The 18,864-nt window shown below is 66.5% G+C and carries 18 protein-coding genes and 3 tRNA genes; 14 read left to right on the plus strand and 7 right to left on the minus strand.

The window, feature by feature from the left end; genetic code table 11:
- The first annotated feature begins 8 nt into the window (after positions 1-8).
- Positions 9-455 (plus strand): Lrp/AsnC family transcriptional regulator, encoded by a 447-nt coding sequence (locus tag KRR55_RS03965; protein ID WP_217387775.1) that lies wholly within the window; start codon positions 9-11, stop codon positions 453-455.
- Between the two features lie 209 nt (positions 456-664).
- Positions 665-892, plus strand: a complete 228-nt coding sequence (locus KRR55_RS03970) for a hypothetical protein (protein ID WP_217387776.1) — start codon at positions 665-667, stop codon at positions 890-892.
- Positions 893-1,007: 115 nt separating this feature from the next.
- Here the strand turns inward: KRR55_RS03970 and KRR55_RS03975 are convergent.
- Positions 1,008-1,080, minus strand: a tRNA-Arg gene (locus tag KRR55_RS03975).
- A gap of 188 nt (positions 1,081-1,268) precedes the next feature.
- On the opposite strand from KRR55_RS03975, the gene KRR55_RS03980 reads away from it, so the two are divergent.
- The gene (locus KRR55_RS03980; protein WP_217387777.1) at positions 1,269-2,516 is read left to right on the plus strand and encodes an MFS transporter; all 1,248 of its coding nucleotides are present in this window, start codon (positions 1,269-1,271) and stop codon (positions 2,514-2,516) included.
- On the opposite strand, the gene KRR55_RS03985 is transcribed toward KRR55_RS03980, so the two are convergent.
- Positions 2,513-3,358: an aldo/keto reductase gene (locus KRR55_RS03985; RefSeq protein WP_217387778.1), complete on the minus strand. Its 846-nt coding sequence runs from the start codon at positions 3,356-3,358 to the stop codon at positions 2,513-2,515. The genes KRR55_RS03980 and KRR55_RS03985 overlap by 4 nt on opposite strands.
- A gap of 363 nt (positions 3,359-3,721) precedes the next feature.
- On the opposite strand from KRR55_RS03985, the gene KRR55_RS03990 reads away from it, so the two are divergent.
- Positions 3,722-4,216 carry a single-stranded DNA-binding protein gene (locus KRR55_RS03990; protein WP_217387779.1) on the plus strand — a complete coding sequence of 165 codons (495 nt, stop codon included), beginning with the start codon at positions 3,722-3,724 and terminating at the stop codon, positions 4,214-4,216.
- A gap of 150 nt (positions 4,217-4,366) precedes the next feature.
- On the plus strand, positions 4,367-6,049 hold the full coding sequence (gene ettA, locus KRR55_RS03995; RefSeq protein ID WP_217387780.1) for an energy-dependent translational throttle protein EttA: 1,683 nt from the start codon (positions 4,367-4,369) through the stop codon (positions 6,047-6,049).
- Positions 6,050-6,166: 117 nt separating this feature from the next.
- On the opposite strand, the gene KRR55_RS04000 is transcribed toward ettA, so the two are convergent.
- Complete coding sequence (locus KRR55_RS04000; protein ID WP_217387781.1) at positions 6,167-7,051, minus strand: acyl-CoA thioesterase; 885 nt, start codon at positions 7,049-7,051, stop codon at positions 6,167-6,169.
- A gap of 162 nt (positions 7,052-7,213) precedes the next feature.
- On the opposite strand from KRR55_RS04000, the gene KRR55_RS04005 reads away from it, so the two are divergent.
- A complete protein-coding gene (locus KRR55_RS04005) occupies positions 7,214-7,873 on the plus strand; it encodes a DUF8185 domain-containing protein (RefSeq protein ID WP_217387782.1) in 660 nt (219 codons plus the stop codon).
- Here the strand turns inward: KRR55_RS04005 and KRR55_RS04010 are convergent.
- From KRR55_RS04010 to pepN, 4 genes are all read right to left on the minus strand, one after another.
- Positions 7,870-8,451: a globin gene (locus KRR55_RS04010; protein WP_336245029.1), complete on the minus strand. Its 582-nt coding sequence runs from the start codon at positions 8,449-8,451 to the stop codon at positions 7,870-7,872. The two genes, KRR55_RS04005 and KRR55_RS04010, sit on opposite strands and share 4 nt — an antisense overlap.
- 125 nt (positions 8,452-8,576) lie before the next feature.
- On the minus strand, positions 8,577-9,275 hold the full coding sequence (locus tag KRR55_RS04015) for a DNA alkylation repair protein (RefSeq protein ID WP_217387783.1): 699 nt from the start codon (positions 9,273-9,275) through the stop codon (positions 8,577-8,579).
- A 3-nt stretch (positions 9,276-9,278) separates the two neighbouring features.
- Positions 9,279-9,752 carry an OsmC family protein gene (locus KRR55_RS04020; RefSeq protein ID WP_217387784.1) on the minus strand — a complete coding sequence of 158 codons (474 nt, stop codon included), beginning with the start codon at positions 9,750-9,752 and terminating at the stop codon, positions 9,279-9,281.
- Positions 9,753-9,831: 79 nt separating this feature from the next.
- On the minus strand, positions 9,832-12,375 hold the full coding sequence (gene pepN / locus KRR55_RS04025) for an aminopeptidase N (protein WP_217387785.1): 2,544 nt from the start codon (positions 12,373-12,375) through the stop codon (positions 9,832-9,834).
- A 195-nt stretch (positions 12,376-12,570) separates the two neighbouring features.
- On the opposite strand from pepN, the gene KRR55_RS04030 reads away from it, so the two are divergent.
- From KRR55_RS04030 to KRR55_RS04065, 8 genes are all read left to right on the plus strand, one after another.
- Positions 12,571-13,395, plus strand: coding sequence for an aspartate dehydrogenase domain-containing protein (locus KRR55_RS04030; protein ID WP_217387786.1), 825 nt, complete (start codon positions 12,571-12,573; stop codon positions 13,393-13,395).
- Between the two features lie 221 nt (positions 13,396-13,616).
- Complete coding sequence (locus KRR55_RS04035; protein WP_217387787.1) at positions 13,617-14,090, plus strand: ribose-5-phosphate isomerase; 474 nt, start codon at positions 13,617-13,619, stop codon at positions 14,088-14,090.
- 20 nt (positions 14,091-14,110) lie between these two features.
- Entirely contained in the window at positions 14,111-15,073 is a 963-nt protein-coding gene (locus tag KRR55_RS04040; RefSeq protein WP_217387788.1) for an Fpg/Nei family DNA glycosylase, read from the plus strand.
- Between the two features lie 142 nt (positions 15,074-15,215).
- Positions 15,216-15,289, plus strand: a tRNA-Gly gene (locus KRR55_RS04045).
- Positions 15,290-15,611: 322 nt separating this feature from the next.
- Positions 15,612-15,686: transfer RNA gene (locus KRR55_RS04050), tRNA-Pro, on the plus strand.
- Positions 15,687-15,772: 86 nt separating this feature from the next.
- Complete coding sequence (gene tig, locus KRR55_RS04055) at positions 15,773-17,155, plus strand: trigger factor (protein WP_217387789.1); 1,383 nt, start codon at positions 15,773-15,775, stop codon at positions 17,153-17,155.
- Between the two features lie 277 nt (positions 17,156-17,432).
- Entirely contained in the window at positions 17,433-18,029 is a 597-nt protein-coding gene (locus tag KRR55_RS04060; protein WP_217388261.1) for an ATP-dependent Clp protease proteolytic subunit, read from the plus strand.
- A gap of 45 nt (positions 18,030-18,074) precedes the next feature.
- Positions 18,075-18,737 carry an ATP-dependent Clp protease proteolytic subunit gene (locus KRR55_RS04065; protein ID WP_217387790.1) on the plus strand — a complete coding sequence of 221 codons (663 nt, stop codon included), beginning with the start codon at positions 18,075-18,077 and terminating at the stop codon, positions 18,735-18,737.
- The last annotated feature ends 127 nt before the right edge of the window (positions 18,738-18,864 follow it).

Genomic DNA, 18,864 nt, shown 5'->3' on the forward strand with positions numbered 1-18,864 from the left:
GCCGCCGCATGGACGGAATCGACCGCGCTATCCTGCGACGCCTGCAGGACGATGGACGCATGACCGCAACCGCCCTGGCGGAGGACGTCGGTCTCACCTTGGCGCCCTGCCATCGGAGGTTGCGTGAACTGGAAAACCGCGGTGTGATTCGTGGCTACCGTGCGGACGTCGATCCTGCGAAGGTGGACCTCGCCTTCGAGGCGCTGGTGTTTGTCACCCTCCGGGACCGGTTGACCATGAAGGACTTCGAGCGCGAGGTCGGCCAGATCGGCCAGATCATCGACGCGCAGCGGCTCTTCGGGGAACCGGACTTCCTGTTGCGGGTCATGGCCGCCGACCTGCCGGCATATCAGCGTTTCTACGACGACGTGCTGGTGGCGCTGCCCGGGGTGGAAAAACTCACGAGCACGATAGTCATGAAAAACCTCAAGTCCGGCGGACGGCTCCCGATCTAGGCGACGAATCCGGCTCTTGCGGATTTCGGCCGGCTGCGTGAAGCTGGGGAGAACGCGGCAACTTCTTGCGTCGGCGGACAATCAGCGATCGAGGACAAGAACATGAAATCCCGCGAAGCCGCCACTGCCGATGACGCAGCGACCCCCGGGGTGCCAATGCTGTCTCGTCCCGGCGTCGTAGCCGGAGTCCCGGGAACGACGTCCCGACGATGACTACCGTTCTGGTGGTGTTGCGTGGCGGCCCGTTTGACGGCCGCCAGCTGACGGTCCCGGATTGGCCGGAACCGCTGACGGTGGAGTCCCTGCCCGAGGACCTGCACGTCGAGGCCCGGGTCCGCGCACGCTACCTGGCGGTCGCCGACCTCCCGCCGGATTCCGGGCCCCGGGTGATGGTCTGGGATGGAGCCCATCGTATCGGCGGGATCCACCACGCCTGAGGGACCGCGCACGCACGTGACGGCGAATGAGGGCAGTGCTCCGGACCAGCTGCCTCGCGCCGAAGGGAAACGGCCTTGACCGGGTAAACACCTGGTCAAGACCGTTTCTTTTGGGTGCCCCCGGCGCGATTCGAACGCGCGACCGACAGATTAGAAGGCTGTTGCTCTATCCACTGAGCTACGGAGGCGGGCACAAGAATCATAGCCCAAACCTGAGGCGGGTTGATATTTCACCGATGGCGATACTGGGTTTTGGACGCGCGTGGGACCGTGAAAAAGAATTACTCCGGACGTATGATGAAACAGTAAGAGAGCTGGCCGGGCAGGAACGGCCAGAGTCGCCCTGATCCACTGTTTCGAAGCCGAAAGGATGCCATTGCCACGCCAATCCGCTGCACCCGTTGAACTTGACCGAAGGCCAAACAGCGCGGCATGGCGCAACTCCATTTTCGGCATCTTCTTTTTGTGTGGCTTCGCTTTTGCCACCTGGGTTGCCCGCCTCCCGGCGGTTCGGGTGCAGCTCGACCTTTCCACCGCCGATGTTGGCATCCTGCTCTTTGCCCTGGCGATCGGCTCCATCGGTGGGCTGGCATTTGCGCCGGGGATCCTGGCTCGAATGGGCATCCGCCGCGGAATCATGCTGGGGCTGCTGATTCTGGGTGCGGCGCTGGCCGTGCTGGGCGCCGTGACCGAGGTGCTGGGCAGCACCGTGGGTGCGATGGCGATCCTGGTTCTTTACGGCTTTGTCTTCAGCACCACCGACGTGATGATGAACGTCGATGGTGCTGCCGTGGAACGATCACTGGGCAAGACGCTCCTGCCGCTGATGCACGCCTTCTTCAGTTTTGGCACGATCATCGGCGCCGTCCTGGGGGCCGGTGCCGCGCGCCTGGGGATCGATGTGATGTGGAACTTCGCCGTCGTCGGTGTCCTCATCATGGGCCTTGGCCTGTACTTCGTACGCAACGTTTCGGGTCTCGAGCCCCCGGCGGCGCTCGAGGCCGACAGGGCGCCGGAAGCCGAGTCGTGGTGGCGGCGCCTGGTCGGCACGTTCCGCGACGGCCACCTGATGCTGATCGGGATCATGGTTGCAGGACTGGCCTTCGCCGAGGGCACCGCCAACGACTGGCTCACCATTGCCTCCGTCGACGACCACGGATTCAGCGAGGCCTCCGGGGCCCTGGTGTTCGGCGCCTTCGTGGCCGCCATGACCGCCGGCCGCATCTTCGGCGGACCGCTGATTGACAGGATCGGGCACAAGCGCGTCCTGGTGTTCATGGGCGTGCTTGGGCTCTGCGGCATCGTGCTGTTCATTTTGGCACCTGCCCCGTGGGCGGTTTTTACCGGCGCACTGCTCTGGGGCCTGGGCGGATCGCTCGGTTTCCCGGTTGGCATGAGCGTGGCGGCGGCCCACCCCACCGACGGACCGCGCCGCGTGGGCATCGTTGCCGTCTTCGGCTACTCCTCCATGCTGATCGGTCCGCCGGTCCTGGGCTTCCTCGGCGAACACTACGGGGTGCTCAACGCCTTCGTCCTTGTCGCGGGAATCCTCTTCATCACGTTGTTGATCACGCCGAAGGCCACTGCGGTTCCGAGGACCCCGGAACCGCAGCGAGTGGACTAGTGCCCGAAGCGCATGGGATCGGACGGCTCGTCGCCGGTTCCGTCCAGCGCATCGATGGCGTGGATCTCCTCGGGGGAAAGATTGAACGTAAAGACGTCGAGGTTCTCGGCCATGCGCTCGGGGCTCGAGGTCTTCGGAATGGGCACGACCCCTCGCTCGATCTGCCAGCGAATCACGGCCTGCGCGGGCGTGACCTTGTGCGCGGCCGCCGCGGCCAGCACCGGTGCGGAGTCGAGCAGGTCATGTTTTCCGCGCCCCAGCGGAGCCCATGCCTCGGTGAGGATCCCGTGTTCGGCGTGGAAGGCCAGACGGTCGTCGTCAAGCCAAAACGGCGCGTGCTGGATCTGGTTGACGTCCGGAACGACTCCGGTGGCGTCGATCAATTCCTGCAGTTGCGGGACGGTGAAATTGGAGGTGCCGATGGCCCGGACCCTGCCGCGCTTCAGCAGCTTGACCAGTCCCTCCCAGGCCTGGACGTAATTGCCCTCCTGCGGGTTGGGCCAGTGGATCAGGAATAGGTCGAGGTATTCCATGCCCAGCCGCTTGCAGCTGTTCTCCCAGGCGTCCTTCACTCCCTGGACCGAATGCCACTGCACATTGAACTTTGAGGTAATGAACAATTCCTCGCGGGGAACGGACGTGGAGCCGATGCCCTCTCCGATGCCTTCCTCGTTGCCGTAGTTCTCCGCGGTGTCGATAAGCCGGTATCCGGCATCCAACGCGTGGGCGACTGCTGCTCCGGCCTGGATGTCATCCAGCGGCCACGTGCCCAGGCCGATGGATGGCATGAAGGCGCCATTGTTGAGTTCACGTAACGGGACCGATGCATAGTTGTCTGGCATTTGGCCATGCTATGGCACCGGCCGGAATACCGATAGGGGGGCGCACCGTGGTCCCAATGCTTCGATGTGCCGGCCCCGTGTCAGGACCGGGGCCAACTGCGGCCGGGGGATTGCGGAGGCGGGAAGGGGATGCCCGAAGCCCGTGATGGCTGCACAGACGGTGTGTCGTGGCCGATCGGACCGGCGAAGGCCATGGGGCCCAAGTTCCCCGCACAGCCGGCCCGCGGAAGGGTGCCCTGCTGCCTTGCCCCGCGGCGCTTGCCCACAGCCCCGGGCCCCCGCTGCGAGGTGGCCCGGGCGCGGGATCACACTGGGGTGACGAGGCAAGAAGTACTTGCCCAGAGTCGAACATTGGAGTGCACCATGACGGACCACATAACGTTGCGCGGTGTGGTGGGAACCGAGCCCCGCACCAGCGGGGGAAACAGCGGAACGCTAATTGCAAAGTTCCGGATGGTCAGCAACGAGCGGCGGCAGGACCCGGAGACGGGGCAATGGTCGGATGTACACAGCAATTGGTACACCGTCTCCTGCTTCCGGGCCATGGCCACCAACATGCTTGCCAGCATCCACATGGGCGACCACGTCGTGGTCTACGGCAAGATGCAGGTTCGTGAATATGACCGCCAAGATGGAACCCGGGGTTTCAGCGTGGACATCGAGGCCATGGCGCTGGGCCACGACCTGCGGTTCGGGGTCAGCCGCTTTGACAGGGTCAGGCGCGCCGGGGGAGACGACAACGCCGAGCAACACCTGCGCCACGGCCAACCGGCCCGGGAGCCAGCGGAATCGAGTGACGAATTCCCGGTGACCGGCTGGCCTGATTCCGAGTCCGGCGCGGATACCGAGGCGGCCTAGTTTCCCCGGGCGCCACGCGGCCGCGAATGTGTGCGCGGCCACGGTCCATGGTGGCCGTGGCCGCCCGATGTGCGCAGGAACATGCCGCATACGCTTAAACCGGGCGCGATAATTGGGAGTAAGTCTCCCCGAGGCACTAGCCTTGAGGGCATGGCGGAATTCATTTACACGATGACCAAGGCTCGCAAGGCCGTTGGCGACAAAGTCATTCTCGACGATGTCAGCATGTCCTTCTACCCAGGCGCAAAAATTGGCGTCGTGGGTCCGAACGGTGCCGGCAAGTCTACGATCCTCAAGATCATGGCAGGGCTGGACACGCCCTCCAACGGCGAGGCGCGTCTCAGCCCCGGATACAGCGTCGGGATCCTGTTGCAGGAACCGCCGCTGAACGAAGAAAAGACCGTTCTGGGCAACGTCCAGGAAGGCGTCGGGGAGATCTACCAAAAGATCACCCGGTACAACGAGATCTCCGAAGAGATGGCACAGGACGGTGCCGACTTCGATGCACTGCTCGAGGAAATGGGCCACCTGCAGGAAGCCATCGACACGGCCGACGCGTGGGACATCGACTCCCAGCTCGAGCAGGCCATGGATGCACTGCAGTGCCCGCCGGGAGATTCCTCGGTGACCACCCTTTCCGGTGGTGAGCGCCGCCGAGTGGCGCTGTGCAAGCTGCTGCTGCAGAAGCCGGACCTGTTGCTCCTTGACGAGCCCACCAACCACTTGGACGCCGAGTCCGTGTTGTGGCTCGAGCAGCACCTGCAGGCCTACCACGGCGCAGTCCTGGCCGTGACCCACGACCGGTACTTCCTGGACCACGTTGCCCAGTGGATCGCCGAGGTCGACCGCGGACGCTTGATCCCCTACGAAGGCAACTACTCCACGTACCTGGAGAAGAAGCGCGAGCGCCTCGAGGTCCAGGGCAAGAAGGACCAGAAGCTTGCCAAGCGCCTGAGCGAGGAACTCGAATGGGTTCGCTCCAACGCCAAGGGCCGCCAGACCAAGTCGAAGGCCCGTTTGGCCCGGTACGAGGAAATGGCATCGGAAGCCGAGCGCACCCGCAAGCTGGACTTCGAGGAAATCCAGATCCCTGCGGGTCCCCGCCTGGGTTCCCTGGTCATCGAGGCCAAGGACCTGAAGAAGGGCTACGACGACCGCGTACTGATCGACAACTTGTCCTTCTCGCTGCCGCGCAACGGCATCGTTGGCGTTATCGGCCCCAACGGCGTGGGCAAGTCCACGCTGTTCAAGACCATCGTCGGTATGGAGCCGATCGACGGCGGCGAGCTGAAGATCGGCGATTCGGTCAAGATCTCCTACGTCGACCAGAACCGTGGCGGCATCGACCCGGAAAAGTCGCTGTGGGAGGTCGTGTCCGACGGACTCGACTACATCCATGTCGGCCAGGTCGAAGTCCCCTCGCGTGCCTACGTCTCGGCGTTCGGCTTCAAGGGCCCGGACCAGCAGAAGAAGGCAGGTGTGCTCTCCGGTGGTGAGCGAAACCGCCTGAACCTGGCCCTGACCCTCAAGCAGGGTGGCAACTTGCTGCTCCTTGACGAACCGACCAACGACCTCGACGTCGAGACCCTCTCTTCGCTGGAGAACGCGCTGCTCGAATTCCCGGGTTGCGCAGTGGTCGTATCGCACGACCGCTGGTTCCTGGACCGCGTTGCGACCCACATCCTGTCCTACGAGGGCACCGATGAGGACCCGGCCAACTGGTACTGGTTCGAGGGCAACTTCGAATCCTACGAGGCCAACAAGGTCGAGCGCATGGGCCCGGAGGCTGCCAAGCCGCACCGCGTCACCCACCGCCGCCTGACCCGCGACTAACAGTCGCCCGGTGGCGGCCCGGGGATCCCGGGGCAGCCACCTGCGACAGGGGCCCGTGGTGCGGATGAATTTGGTTTCATCCGCACCACGGGCCCCTTTTTTGTGCAGCCGGGTCCTCTAGCCGTCCTCGGGCACGCGCACCATGCCCTCCTGGGCGACGGTGGCAACGAGCTGGCCCTCGCGGTTGAAGATCCTTCCGGTGGCCAGGCCGCGGGCACCGGAGGCGCTGGGGGACTCCTGCACATAGAGCAACCACTGATCCACCCGGAACGGGCGGTGCCACCACATGGCATGGTCCAGGCTCGCCACCGACATCCCGGGGGTGATCCAGGTCAGCCCGTGGCGGCGCAGCACCGGTTCCAGCAGCGTGTAGTCGCTTGCATAGGCGAGGGCCGCACGGTGCATGGCATCGTCCTCGGGCATCGCGGCCGTTGTCTTCATCCACACCGCGTTCACGGCACGGCGATCCTGGGGGCCCTTGAAGTACAGCGGTTCGCTGATGTAGCGGATGTCGAAGGGCCGGTTGAACGCGTATTCCTGCGCGACCGGATGGTCGAGGTCGCCGATGAGCTCGGCGGTGGTCGGCAGCGATTCGGGGTCCGGCACCCCCTCGGGCATGGTGTCCTGGTGGTCAAGGCCCTCCGCGGGCGCCTGGAAGGAGGCGATCATCGACAGGATCGGCACGCCGTTCTGGTATGCGTGGACCCGGCGGGCGGAGAAGGACCTGCCGTCACGCAGCCGCTGCACGCCGAAGGTGATGGGCAGGGCCGCGTCTCCGGCGCGCAGGAAGTATCCGTGCATCGAATGGATCGGGCGGTCCTCGGTGATGGTCTTGGACGCGGCCATCACCGACTGCCCCAGCACCTGTCCGCCAAAGACCCGGCTGCGGGCCTGGGGCGGGGTGTGGCCCACGAAGATGTCCTCGTCGGTGCGGGCCTCGGGATCCCCGCTGAGCTCCAGCAGCTCAATCAGCTTCTGCGTCGTGGTGTCGTTGATGGTCACGGGTCTGCTCCTTGGGGCCAGGAATATCGATCTGCTAAGACACTATCGCCCCCGCCGTGGGTTCGCCGTATCCGCTGGCGCGGCCGGCACCCGTGTTCCGGCGCATGTCACCGCGGGCAACGGCATTGAGCCGCGCGGTCCCAGACATGAAAGTATGAAGGCATGGCTAGTGAAACCGTTGTGCTCGAGGACCAGGAAACCGTTGCGGACCTGGCCACCTTCTTCTCCCGCGCCCGCTCGATCGAGGACGGCGCGGTTCTGCTGCAGGCCGCCGGCAGCGCCCTGGCGCTCTATGTGCCGGTGCTCTATCCGGAATTCCTGGGCGATCCGGTGCCCACCGTGCTGGGGATGCGCGCGGTGCGCCTGGGCCAACCGGCCAAGGCCGACGGGGTCTATGCCATCTCCGCGCTGACCGACAGGCTGGCCCGGATGGGCGGGTCCGCGCTGGAGCTTTCGATGCCCCCCGCCGAGGTCAGCGCGTCGTGGGCGGGCCAGCAGGTGCCGCGCGGCGGCTGGGAACAGCGCGAGACGGTTGACGACGACGCGCTGCTGGCCGAGGCGATGCGCGGGATCGGCGTGGTGGCCCAGGCGCTGCCCGAGAACGCCGGAAAGCCGGTGCTCAAGACCGTGCGTGCGAGGATCTGGTCCTCGCCCGTCGAGGGTGTGCAGACGCCTATTCCGCTGGGCATGGCCTTTGGCGCGCATGCCCTGGGGTTCCTGCGCGCGGGGGCGGGGTCCACGCTGTATGCCTCCGGGCCGTGGCTGCGCCTGAGCAGCGGCGGCGGGCACGTACTGGCACGCCAGGGCGGCATCCTGGGCTAGGGGGCCGGGGCGGAGGCGGGGCAGCCCGGCGCCTCGTCCGGCGCGTTCATCAGCGAATGCGCGGCGCGGTCGAAGTAGTCCCAGAGGGTCTCGGCCTGCATCGGGGGCAACTCCAGCGAGTCCACGGCAATGCGCATGTGGTGCAGCCAGACGTCGCGGTTGTGCGAGTTGATGGTGTACGGCACGTGCCGCATGCGCAGGCGCGGGTGGCCGCGGCGCTCGGAGTAGGTCGTGGGCCCGCCCCAGTACTGTTCCAGAAAGAGCTGCAGGCGCATGGTCGCGGGGCGCAGGTCGGTTTCCGGGTACATGGCGCGGAATTCCGCGTCCGCCCCGACCGATTCGTAGAACTTCTCCGCGAGCCGGCGGAAGGTCTCGCGTCCGCCGACCTGGGCGTAGAACGTGCCCTCGTAGGCGGCCGGGTCGTGGTCGTCGTTGGGGGAGAGCCTGCCCTCGGGCAACGCGTTGGACAGCGAGGCTCCCACCGGGCGCAATTGCGCCACGGGCTTGCCGAGGCTCTCGCCGGCCTGCAACAGGACCGGCTTGGGTGCGGATGCTGCCTGCGGGTTCTTCTCGTTCACGAATGTCCTTTCAGTTCCCGGCTGGTGCCCGGGACCCTTCTGTGCCCATTATCCCGTGGATGCGGCGCGGGCGGCCGGGCTTTCGCGCAGGGCGTGAGAACGCGGCAGCCTGGGCACCGATCCGGCTACGTCGCCTCGCCCAGGTGCCTGAGTGCCTCGCGCACCGACAGCGGGCTCATGTCGGCCCGGTGCCCGGCGACCCAGGCGCGCACCCATCCGGGGTCGGTCTTGCCGTATTGCCGCAGCGCCCAACCCATGGCCTTGCGGATGAAGAACCCGGGGTCGCCCAGATTGGCCAGCAGCGCCTCGTCGAGCAGGGCGGTGTCGGTTCCGGCCCCCAGGTGCAGCTGGCAGATCATCGACTGGCGGCGCTTCCACGGGTTCGCATCCCGCGACCACTGGCGCATCATTGGGGCGATGGTTTCCGGGTGGGCGCGCAGCAGCTCGCCGTAGCGCCGCGAACAGCCGTCGACGATGTCCCACCAGGCGCCCTCGGTGACCATGCGCTCATAGAGCGGCAGGAATTCCAGGCGCCCGCGGCAGGGTGCGGCGGCGCAGACTTCCTGGGCGGCGTACCAGTGTTCCCGGTGCGTGGCGTTTGACCAGAGCCCGGTGGCAAGTGCCAGTCGGTCGGCCGCGCTTGCCGCTCCCGCATCCCTGGCCAGCTCGCGGGCCACGCGGCGCACCTCGGGGAGGGGCACGCCCAGGAAGGGCTGCGTGGTCTTCATGTAGGCCTGCGCAGCCGCCGCCTTGCCGTCCACGACCAGGGGCAGCAGCCTCGCGGTGAGTAGGTCGACCGCAGCACGCTCCGCCGCCACGTCCATGGTTCAGGCGCCCGGGGCCACGGGGGCGTGGTGCACCGGGAAATTCACGCTGCGGGCGATGAAGCACACCGCGTTGGCTTCGGCATGCAGCGAATCGGCAAGTTCGCGCTGGGACTCGTCCTGCAGTTCCACACGCGGGGCAAGCGTCGCCTCAAGGAACTCGCCGCTGCCGTCGCGGTTCAGCCGCAGCACCCCGGCGGCAGCGTCGGTGTACCCGGTCACCACCACCGAATGCTTCACGGCCACGTGCAGGTAGGAAAGCATGTGGCACTGGGACAGCGCCGCCAGCAGCAGCTGCTCGGGGTTCCACCTGTCCTTATCCCCGTGGAAGGTCGGGTCCGCGGTGCCGGGCAGGTCCGGAAGCCCAGCCGCGCGGATCACGTGGTCGCGCCCATAGCCGCGATAGGAGCTGGTGCCCTCGCCGCGGTTGCCGGTCCAGGAAATGTCGACGCGATAGTTGTGCAGTGCCAGGTTCATGGCTCCATTCTCGCCGAAGGGCGGGGGTTCCGGTGCACCTGACGCTCCGGCACCCCCGCCTCCCGCGGCCGCGACGGTGCTAGGCGTCGGCTGCCTGGGCGGCCAGCGCGCGGACCACCGAATCGCGGGCCTCGATGACGAGCCGGCGCAGGGCGGGGGATTCGTCGCCCAGCCGCTGCAGGAACGCATCGGTTGCGGCCAGCGTTTCGGGGGTGGTTTGTGCCGCCGGGTAGAGCCCGGTCACGATCTGCTGGGCGATCTCGTAGCTCTTGGTCTCCCACACCGTGCGGGCGGCCTCGAAGTACTCGTCGACGTAGTCGGCGATCAGGGCCGCATCGTGCACGTGGTTGAAGCCGGTGATGGCCGCCCGCTGTTCGAGGTTCGAGAGCTTCCCGCCGATCACCGCGTCCCAGGCGGCGCGCTTTGCCTCGGCCGTGGGCATGGCTGCCCGGGCCGTGTGCGCGGCGAGCTGCCCGGTGGCGGTGGCATCGCGTTCCAGCTCGGCGTCGATTGCCGCGGCATCGGCACGGCCGCCGGCGGCCAGGGAGGTGAGCAGGTCCCAACGCATCTCCGCATCCACCGCCAGCCCCTCCAGCACCTGTTCGCCGGAGAGCAGCGCGGCGACGGCGTCGAGCTGCCCGGGGGTGTGCGCCAGGTGGGCGAAGGCGCCGACGAATTGCAGCTGCGCGTCGGAGCCGGACGCCGCCGCCCGCGCCAGGTCCCAGAGCCTGTCGGCGGCGGACTGCCGCGCGGCCGGGGCGTGGGCGCGGTCGACGTAGTAGTCAAGGGCCGTGTTCAGCTGGCGCAGCAGCACCATGATCACGGTGGAATCGGTTTCGTGCCCGATGTTGTTCAGCACCAGTTCCAGGTAGGCGCGGGCGCCGGTCTCGGCGTCGCGGACCGCGTCCCAGGCGGCGCCCCAGACCAGGGTGCGCGGCAGGGACTGGCCGAAGTCCTTCAGGTGTGCGGTGGCCGTGGCCAGCGACCGCTCATCGAGGCGGATCTTGGCGTAGGCAAGGTCGTCGTCGTTGACCAGCACCAACGCCGGCCGCCGGTGTCCCGCCAGCGCCGGGACGGAGGTGGATGCGCCGGCGACGTCGAGTTCCTCACGGTGCACGCGGACCAGGGAGCCTTCGGCATCAAGGTCGTAGAAGCCCACGGCCAGGCGGTGCGGGCGGATCACGGGGTGTTCGGCGACGGCGGTCTGGGTGATCGCGAAGTCGGTGATCAGCCCGGACTCGTCGGTGGAGATCACCGCGCGCAGCGTGTTGACGCCGGCGGTTTCCAGCCACAGTTTCGACCATTCGGACAGGTCGCGCCCGCTGGAGGTCTCAAGCTCGCGCATCAAGTCCGGCAGCTCGGTGTTGCCCCAGGCGTGCTTGGTGAAGTAGCTGCGCACCCCGGCCATGAATTCCTCCTGGCCGACCCAGGCGACCAGCTGGCGCAGCACGGAGGCGCCCTTGGCGTAGGTGATCCCGTCGAAGTTCACCTGGACGTCCTCGAGGTCGCGGATCTCGGCGACGATCGGGTGGGTGGAGGGCAGCTGGTCCTGGCGGTAGGCCCAGTTCTTCTCCAGGATGTTGAAGGTTGTCCACGAGGAGGTGAATTCGGTGTTCTGCGCGGCGGCGAGCGTGGACATGAACTCGGCGAAGGACTCGTTGAGCCACAGGTCGTTCCACCAGCGCATGGTCACCAGGTCGCCGAACCACATGTGGGCCAGTTCGTGCAGGATGGTGATGGCGCGGCGTTCGACCATGGCATCGGTGGGCCGGGAACGGAAGACATAGGACTCCAGGAACGTCACCGCTCCGGCGTTTTCCATGGCCCCGGCGTTGAACTCGGGCACGAAGAGCTGGTCGTACTTTTCAAACGGGTACGGCGTGCCGAACTGCTTCTCGAAGAACTCGAAGCCCTGGCGGGTGAGCGTGAAGATGTTCTCGGCGTCCAGGTGCTCCATGAGCGAGGCGCGGGCGAAGACGCCCAGCGGGATCACCCGTCCGTCGCTGCTGGTCAGCTCGGAGCGGACGCACTGGTAGGGGCCGGCGATGAGCGCGGTGATGTAGGAGGAGATGCGCGCCGTCGGCGCGAAGGCCCACGTCTTGGCTCCGTCGCGGGCGTCGACCGGCGCCGGGGTGGCGGCGTTGGAGATGACGTCCCAGTGCGCGGGTGCGGTGATCGTGAATGCGAAGGTGGCCTTCAGGTCGGGTTGCTCGAAGACCGCGAACATGCGCCGGGAATCGGGCACCTCGAACTGCGAGTACAGGTACACCTCGTCATCCACCGGGTCCACGAACCGGTGCAGGCCCTCGCCGGTGTTCATGTAGAGCGCATCGGCGTCGATGACCAGGGTGTTCTCCGCGGCGAGCCCCGGCAGGGCGATGCGCACGCCGTCGGAGACCTCGGCCGGGTCCAGCTCGGTGCCGTTGAGGTTCACCGAGCGGACGGCGGAGGTGACGGCGTCGATGAAGGATTCCGCACCCTCGGCGGCGGAGAAACGCACGGTGGTGCGCGAGGAGAAGACCGTGTCGGACCCGGTCAGGTCCAGTTCGACGTCGTAGGAGTGGACGGTGATCAATGCGGCCCTGGTGCGGGCCTCTTCGCGGGTGAGGTTCATTCCTGGCATGGTCGCTAACGCGCCTTTCGATGGTTGCCGGTGGCGAAAATCTTGGTGTTCCGGGCCTGCCACCCGGCGTGGCGCCGCGGCGGTGTGGATTGCGGGGCGGCACCGGAGTGTGAAACAAGCCTTGAACAGTGTGCCCATTGTCTCACCAACACCCCACGGTGCCGCAAGTGGCGCGGGACTGGTTTGATGGATGACATGGGAATTGATGTGGTTCTTCTGGGATATGGCGCAATCGGCCAGGCGGTCCACCGGATGCTGGCGCCGCATGCGCAGGTCGTGCGGGTGCTCGGGGTGCTTGACCGGGCCGCCCTGGAGGGCCGGACCGCAGCTGCCCGCGTGGCCGGGCCCGACGGGCACCTGGTCCCGGTGCTGGATCTGGAAACCGCCACGGAACGGGCCGACGTCATTGTCGAATGCGCCTCGCCGGCGGCGGTGCGCACCTATGGCCCCGGGATCGTTGGGGCGGGCACCGACCTGCTCGTCGCCTCCCTGGGGGCGCTCGTCGATGACCGGCTGCGCGCGACCTTGCTGGAAGAAGGGCCCGGACGCTGCCACCTGTCCACCGGCGCCATCGGCGGGCTGGACCTGCTCCGCGCCTCGGCGGGAACCATCGAGCGCATCGCCCTGGGCACGCGCAAGCCCCCTACGGCACTGCTTCACCCCGGACTGACGGATGAACTGCGGGAATCGATTGCCGCGGCCGGCACCGCGGGCGTGCCCCGACACGTCTTTGGCGGTTCCGTGGCCGATGCCGTCCGGCTCTTTCCCTCCAACATCAACGTCGCGGCGGCACTGGGGCTGGCGGCCGGGGACATGGGCCTGGTCCGCGTTGACATCGTTGCCGATCCGGGTGCGACGCTGACCAGCCATGTGATCGAGATGCGCGGGCGCGGCGGGAACTACCGGTTCGCGATCGAGAATTTCCCGGACCCCGCGAACCCCGCCACCAGCGTCCTGACCGCGCGCTCGATGGTCTCCGGCCTGCTTCGGTTGGGCGGGCGCGGGCCGCACTTCATCTAGCGGCCGCCCCGCCGCTCTCGCCCTCAATGCGGTTCCGTGCCCGTCGTCGTGGGGGATCCAGACGCCGACGAGCATGCCTCCGTGCGCCCGGAACCCGGGGCCCCCACCAAGCCTCGGGGCAGTCGACCGGCGCCCGGCGGGGTCATCGACTTAGTGCCATGGCGCACCCGGCGCTAGGCTTGTGCCTGCATCTTCCCCTCCACGGTCTAAGGACACAAAACATGCGCGTTCACATTGCCACCGACCACGCAGGCCTCGAGCTCAGCGCCCACCTCATCGAACACCTTGGCGCCAAGGGCTACGAGATGGTGGACCACGGTCCCACCGCATACGATGCCGAGGACGACTACCCCTCCTTCTGCATCAACGCCGCCCTGGCCGTGGTTGCCGACCGGGCCGCAGGCTTGGACTCGCTGGGCATCGTGCTGGGCGGCTCGGGCAACGGAGAACAGATCGCCGCCAACAAGGTCGCGGGCATCCGCGCCGCACTGGCCTGGAACCTCGACACCGCGCGCCTGGCGCGGGAGCACAACGACGCCAATGTCGTGGCGGTCGGCGGCCGCCAGCACTCGCTGGAGGAAGCCACTGGCATCATCGAGGCCTTCCTGTCCGAGCCGTTCTCCAACGTCGAGCGCCACATCCGCCGCATCGGCAAGATCGCCACCTACGAAACCACCGGCGAGGTCGTGGCCTAACCAGGCCACGGCACACCACCATGCCCGAAGGCCACTCCGTACACCGGCTTGCCCGCCAATTTGACGATGTCTTTGGCGGGCAAGTCCTTGCCGTTTCCTCCCCGCAGGGCCGCTTCGGGCCCGCGGCCCGGATGATCGATGCCCAACGCCTCATCTCCTCCCAGGCGCATGGCAAGCAGCTCTTCCTGGGTTTCGAAAACGACCTGGTGCTGCGGGTGCACCTGGGGCTCTATGGTGCCTGGAGCTTCGGCGGCGACGAACACTTCTCCGGCGCCTCCTCGATCGGAGCCCCGCGCAAGGTGGGGGAGAGCGAGCAGGGCCCCGACGAGGAGACCGGCCCCTACACCGGCCCTCCCGAACCCGTCGGCCAGGTGCGCGCCCGGCTGGTGTCCGAGCACGGCTGGGCGGACCTGCGCGGGCCCAGCGCCTGCGAGGTGCTTAGCGACGTGCAGGCGCTGGCCGTGCGTGCCAAACTTGGCCCCGATCCCCTGGTGGCTGCCGCCGGCGAATTCAACCTGGCCAAGGGCAGGGGCACGGGCGAGGCCAACCAGGCCGCGGCTCGTGCTGCCCGCAAGGACTTCGTGGCGCGCCTGGCACGCAAGAGGACCCCGATCGGAACCACGCTGATGGACCAGGGCGTGCTCGCAGGGGTGGGCAACATCTACCGCGCCGAGGCGCTGTTCCGCACGCGGATCGACCCGTTCCTGCCCAGTTGCGAGCTGTCAGCGCGGAAGGCCGGGATGCTGTGGGACGACATCGCCTCGATCATGGCCGACGGGGTCCGGGAGGGAAAGATCATCACCACCCTGGCCGAACACCGCGATGCGGTGGGGCCTCTTTGGCCCGACAACGCCTACTACACCTACCAGCGGCAGGGCCGCGGCTGCCGCCGGTGCAGCGCCGCCATTTCACTGGCCGAGGTCGCCGGGCGCAAGCTGTATTGGTGCCCGGGCTGCCAGCCCGCCGGCCGATCCCGGGGCTGAGCACCCTCGGTGGACATGTCCCCGTTCGAATCCCGAACACACGGATTGACAAGGATCTGTGCAAGTCCGGGCCCGGATTTGCACGGTGTGGAATTGTGGTGCTAAGGTTTTATCCGTTGCCACCGACGAGGTGGGCAAATGCGGGGATGTAGCTTAGTGGTAAAGCCTCAGTCTTCCAAACTGATGATGCGGGTTCGATTCCCGTCATCCCCTCCAAAAAGATCGACCTGGTTCAATGCGAACCAGGTCGTTTTTCTTTCCCCGGGCAGTGGAATTCCGCCCCCTTGCACCTAATTGTGACGTCGATCCCTTTTCGCCCCGCGGGGCGGCGCCGTGAGGGAATTCCCGTCTCCTTTCATGGTCGCCTGACCCCGGAAACTGCGGTAATTCGGGGCTTTTCCCCATGCGAAAGCACGAATTTTGTTTTCCCGCGATTGCTTGTATGGTTGTTCCGCGCCGTCGACGAAATCCAAACTTCTGGTTGACGGGCCGATTAGTGGAAACTTGTTTATTTTGCATAGACTGTTTCTGCACTTATCGGGGTGTAGCTCAGCTTGGCTAGAGCGCGCGCTTTGGGAGCGTGAGGTCGCAGGTTCGAATCCTGTCACCCCGACTCTGTACCTTCAACCCCGCAACGGATACCGTTGCGGGGTTGAAGTCCAGCTCAGACCAAACATCACACACCAGGAGTACACCGCTGTGAAGAGCGCCGTCGAAACCCTCACCCCCACCCGGGTCAAGCTCACCGTTGAAGTTCCCTACGAGGAACTGAAGCCGCGTATCGCTGAGGCCTACAAGACCATCGCCAAGCAGATCCAGGTTCCCGGCTTCCGCGCCGGCAAGGTCCCGGCCCGCATGATTGATCAGCGCGTCGGCCGTGGCTACGTCCTGGAAACTGCCATCAACGAAGGCATGAACACCTACTACCAGCAGGCCGTCACCGAGAACGAGATCGTTCCGCTTTCGCGCCCCGAGGTCGAAATCACCGAGCAGCCCTCCGCAGAGGTTGCAGGCGAAGGCCAGCTGGCCTTCCAGGTCGAGATCGACATCCGCCCGAGCATTGAACTGCCGGAGTACAAGGGCCTGGAAGTCACCGTTGACGCCACCGAAGCCGGCGAAGCCGACATCGAGAAGGCACTGGATGACCTGCGCGGCCGCTTCGGCACGCTCAAGTCCATCGAGCGCCCGGCCGCCGACCAGGACTTCATCACCCTTGACCTGACCGCTTCGGTCGAAGGCGAAGAAGTCGACTCGGCCACCGGCCTGTCCTACCAGGTTGGCTCCGGCACCATGCTCGAGGGCATGGACGAGGCCGTCACCGGCCTGTCCGCAGGCGAAGACGCAACCTTCGTCACCAAGCTTGCCGGCGGCGAGCACGCAGGTGCCGACGCACAGGTCAAGGTCACCGTCACCGCCGTCAAGGAGCGCGAGCTCCCGGAGGCCAACGACGACTTTGCGCAGCTGGCTTCCGAGTTCGACACCATGGCCGAATTGCGCGAATCCCTCGCCAAGGACGCTGCCGAGTCCAAGGTCATGGACCAGGGCGTTGCCGCCCGCGACCTCGTCCTGGACAAGCTCATGGAGCTCGTCGAGGTTCCGGTTCCGGAATCCGTCATCACCGAGCAGGTCGAGCAGCACTTCGAGCAGGGCGCCCACAACGAGGGTGAAGAGCACGACACCGAAGAGCACCGCACCGAGGTTCGCGAGAACACCGCCAAGGCCTTCAAGAACGAGATCGTGCTCGACGCCGTCGCCGAAGCAGAGAAGATTGGCGTTGCCCAGTCCGAACTGATCGACTACATCGTCCAGACCGCCGGCCAGTACGGCATGGACCCGAACCAGTTCGCGCAGATGCTCGACGGCGCCGGCCAGGTCCCGATGCTGGTTGGCGAAGTTCGCCGCCGCAAGGCACTTGCCAAGGTGCTGGAACTGGCTGTTGTCACCGACACCAACGGCAACGTCGTTGACCTGAGCGACTTCGTGCGCCCGGCAGGCGAAGAAGAAGAGGGCTCCGCATCGTCGGCCTCCTCGGCCTCCTCGGCTTCCTCCGCCTCCTCGGCCTCGGCGGCATCCGCCAAGTAGCGCGGCGCCGTTGACCCGGCATTGAACTCCCCAGGCGCGGAGCCACCTGCAAAAGGTGGCTCCGCGCCTGCTTTTAACCCCGGTTTTAAGCCCATGGCGATGGCGGCCCCGCGCACCATGCGCCGACAGCGAACAGCTGCCCCTGCACCGCCAAAGTCACTGGCCAAGGCAGTAATGTTCAAGGAAGTAAAGAGCCGGTGGCCCGACGGACAGAACATCGGGGCTCGGCATCACGGAGAGGTATCAGAACATGTCCAGTGACTCCCGCACTCCCACGATGGCTTCGGTAGATCCGGCCAATCGCGAGGACTACATCTACAATCGACTCCTCAAGGAGCGGATCATTTGGCTCGGCTCGGAAGTCCGAGACGACAACGCCAACGCGATTTGCTCGCAGCTGCTCCTGCTCTCCGCGGAAGACCCGGAGAAGGACATCTACCTGTACATCAACTCCCCGGGCGGATCCATCACCGCCGGCATGGCGATCTACGACACCATCCAGTACATCCCCAACGATGTCGTCACCGTCGCCACCGGCCTGGCCGCTTCCATGGGCCAGTTCCTGCTCTCCTCGGGCACCCCGGGCAAGCGCTACGCCACCCCGAACGCCCGCATCCTGATGCACCAGCCCTCCGGCGGCATCGGCGGCACCGCCTCGGACATCCGGATCCAGGCCGAACTGATCCTCCACATGAAGAAGGTCATGAGCGAGCTGACCGCCCAGCAGACCGGCCAGACCGTTGAGACCATCCTCAAGGACAACGAGCGCGACAAGTGGTTCACCGCCACCGAAGGCCTCGAATACGGCTTCTTCGACCACATCGCCCAGTCCTCCGGCATCGTCTCCGGTGGCGGCGGGGTTGCAGCAAAGTAACGCGACGGAACCCCGGCAGACCTAACTGATTTCCCAGGAGATACGATGAATTTCACCCCGCATGCCACCTCCGGCGAAATGCCCTCGGCACGCTACATCCTTCCGCAGTTCGAGGAGCGCACCCCGTACGGGTTCAAGCGCCAGGACCCCTACGCGAAGTTGTTCGAAGACCGCATCATCTTCCTTGGTGCCCAGGTCGACGACGCCTCCGCAGACGACGTCATGGCCCAGCTGCTCGTCCTGGAGTCCATGGACCCCGAGCGCGACATCACCCTGTACATCAACTCGCCAGGCGGCTCGTTCACCGCGATGACGGCCATCTACGACACGATGCAGTTCGTCCGCCCCGAGATCCAGACCGTCTGCCTGGGCCAGGCCGCCAGCGCCGCTGCGGTGCTGCTGGCCGGCGGCACCCCGGGCAAGCGCCTGGCGCTTCCCAATGCACGCGTGCTGATCCACCAGCCCGCCATGGGCGGCGGCGAACGCGGCACCGCGAGCGACCTGCAGATCCAGGCCGAGGAAGTCATGCGCATGCGTGCCTGGCTCGAGACCACCCTGGCAGGGCACAGCAACAAGACCGCGGAAGAGGTCGGCAACGACATCGAACGCGACCTGTACATGACCGCCGCCGAGGCCAAGACCTACGGCCTGATCGACGAGGTCCTGACCCCGCGCAAGATCAAGTCCCAGGGCAGCATCACCCGCTAGGCGCGGGACACGGCGGGCGGGCGGCTTCCGCGGGGCGCGAAACATGCGCACCACGGGCCGCCCGTTCGCCCATTCTGACGGCGCTCTGTCATAGAGTTAAGGCAGTTCAGCATTTCCGGTTCTCTCG

The organism is Paeniglutamicibacter quisquiliarum, from assembly GCF_019084045.1.
GTDB classification, from domain to species: Bacteria; Actinomycetota; Actinomycetes; order Actinomycetales; family Micrococcaceae; genus Paeniglutamicibacter; species Paeniglutamicibacter quisquiliarum.

What these genes read in the sequence shown, in the direction of transcription:
- KRR55_RS03965 (WP_217387775.1), top strand. Translation starts at nt 9, where the DNA reads ATGGACGGAATCGACCGCGCTATCCTGCGACGCCTGCAGGACGATGGA.
- KRR55_RS03970 (WP_217387776.1), top strand. Translation starts at nt 665, where the DNA reads ATGACTACCGTTCTGGTGGTGTTGCGTGGCGGCCCGTTTGACGGCCGC.
- KRR55_RS03985 (WP_217387778.1), bottom strand. Translation starts at nt 3,358, where the DNA reads ATGCCAGACAACTATGCATCGGTCCCGTTACGTGAACTCAACAATGGC.
- KRR55_RS03990 (WP_217387779.1), top strand. Translation starts at nt 3,722, where the DNA reads ATGACGGACCACATAACGTTGCGCGGTGTGGTGGGAACCGAGCCCCGC.
- ettA (WP_217387780.1), top strand. Translation starts at nt 4,367, where the DNA reads ATGGCGGAATTCATTTACACGATGACCAAGGCTCGCAAGGCCGTTGGC.
- KRR55_RS04005 (WP_217387782.1), top strand. Translation starts at nt 7,214, where the DNA reads ATGGCTAGTGAAACCGTTGTGCTCGAGGACCAGGAAACCGTTGCGGAC.
- KRR55_RS04015 (WP_217387783.1), bottom strand. Translation starts at nt 9,275, where the DNA reads ATGGACGTGGCGGCGGAGCGTGCTGCGGTCGACCTACTCACCGCGAGG.
- KRR55_RS04020 (WP_217387784.1), bottom strand. Translation starts at nt 9,752, where the DNA reads ATGAACCTGGCACTGCACAACTATCGCGTCGACATTTCCTGGACCGGC.
- pepN (WP_217387785.1), bottom strand. Translation starts at nt 12,375, where the DNA reads ATGCCAGGAATGAACCTCACCCGCGAAGAGGCCCGCACCAGGGCCGCA.
- KRR55_RS04030 (WP_217387786.1), top strand. Translation starts at nt 12,571, where the DNA reads ATGGGAATTGATGTGGTTCTTCTGGGATATGGCGCAATCGGCCAGGCG.
- KRR55_RS04035 (WP_217387787.1), top strand. Translation starts at nt 13,617, where the DNA reads ATGCGCGTTCACATTGCCACCGACCACGCAGGCCTCGAGCTCAGCGCC.
- KRR55_RS04040 (WP_217387788.1), top strand. Translation starts at nt 14,111, where the DNA reads ATGCCCGAAGGCCACTCCGTACACCGGCTTGCCCGCCAATTTGACGAT.
- KRR55_RS04060 (WP_217388261.1), top strand. Translation starts at nt 17,433, where the DNA reads ATGGCTTCGGTAGATCCGGCCAATCGCGAGGACTACATCTACAATCGA.
- KRR55_RS04065 (WP_217387790.1), top strand. Translation starts at nt 18,075, where the DNA reads ATGAATTTCACCCCGCATGCCACCTCCGGCGAAATGCCCTCGGCACGC.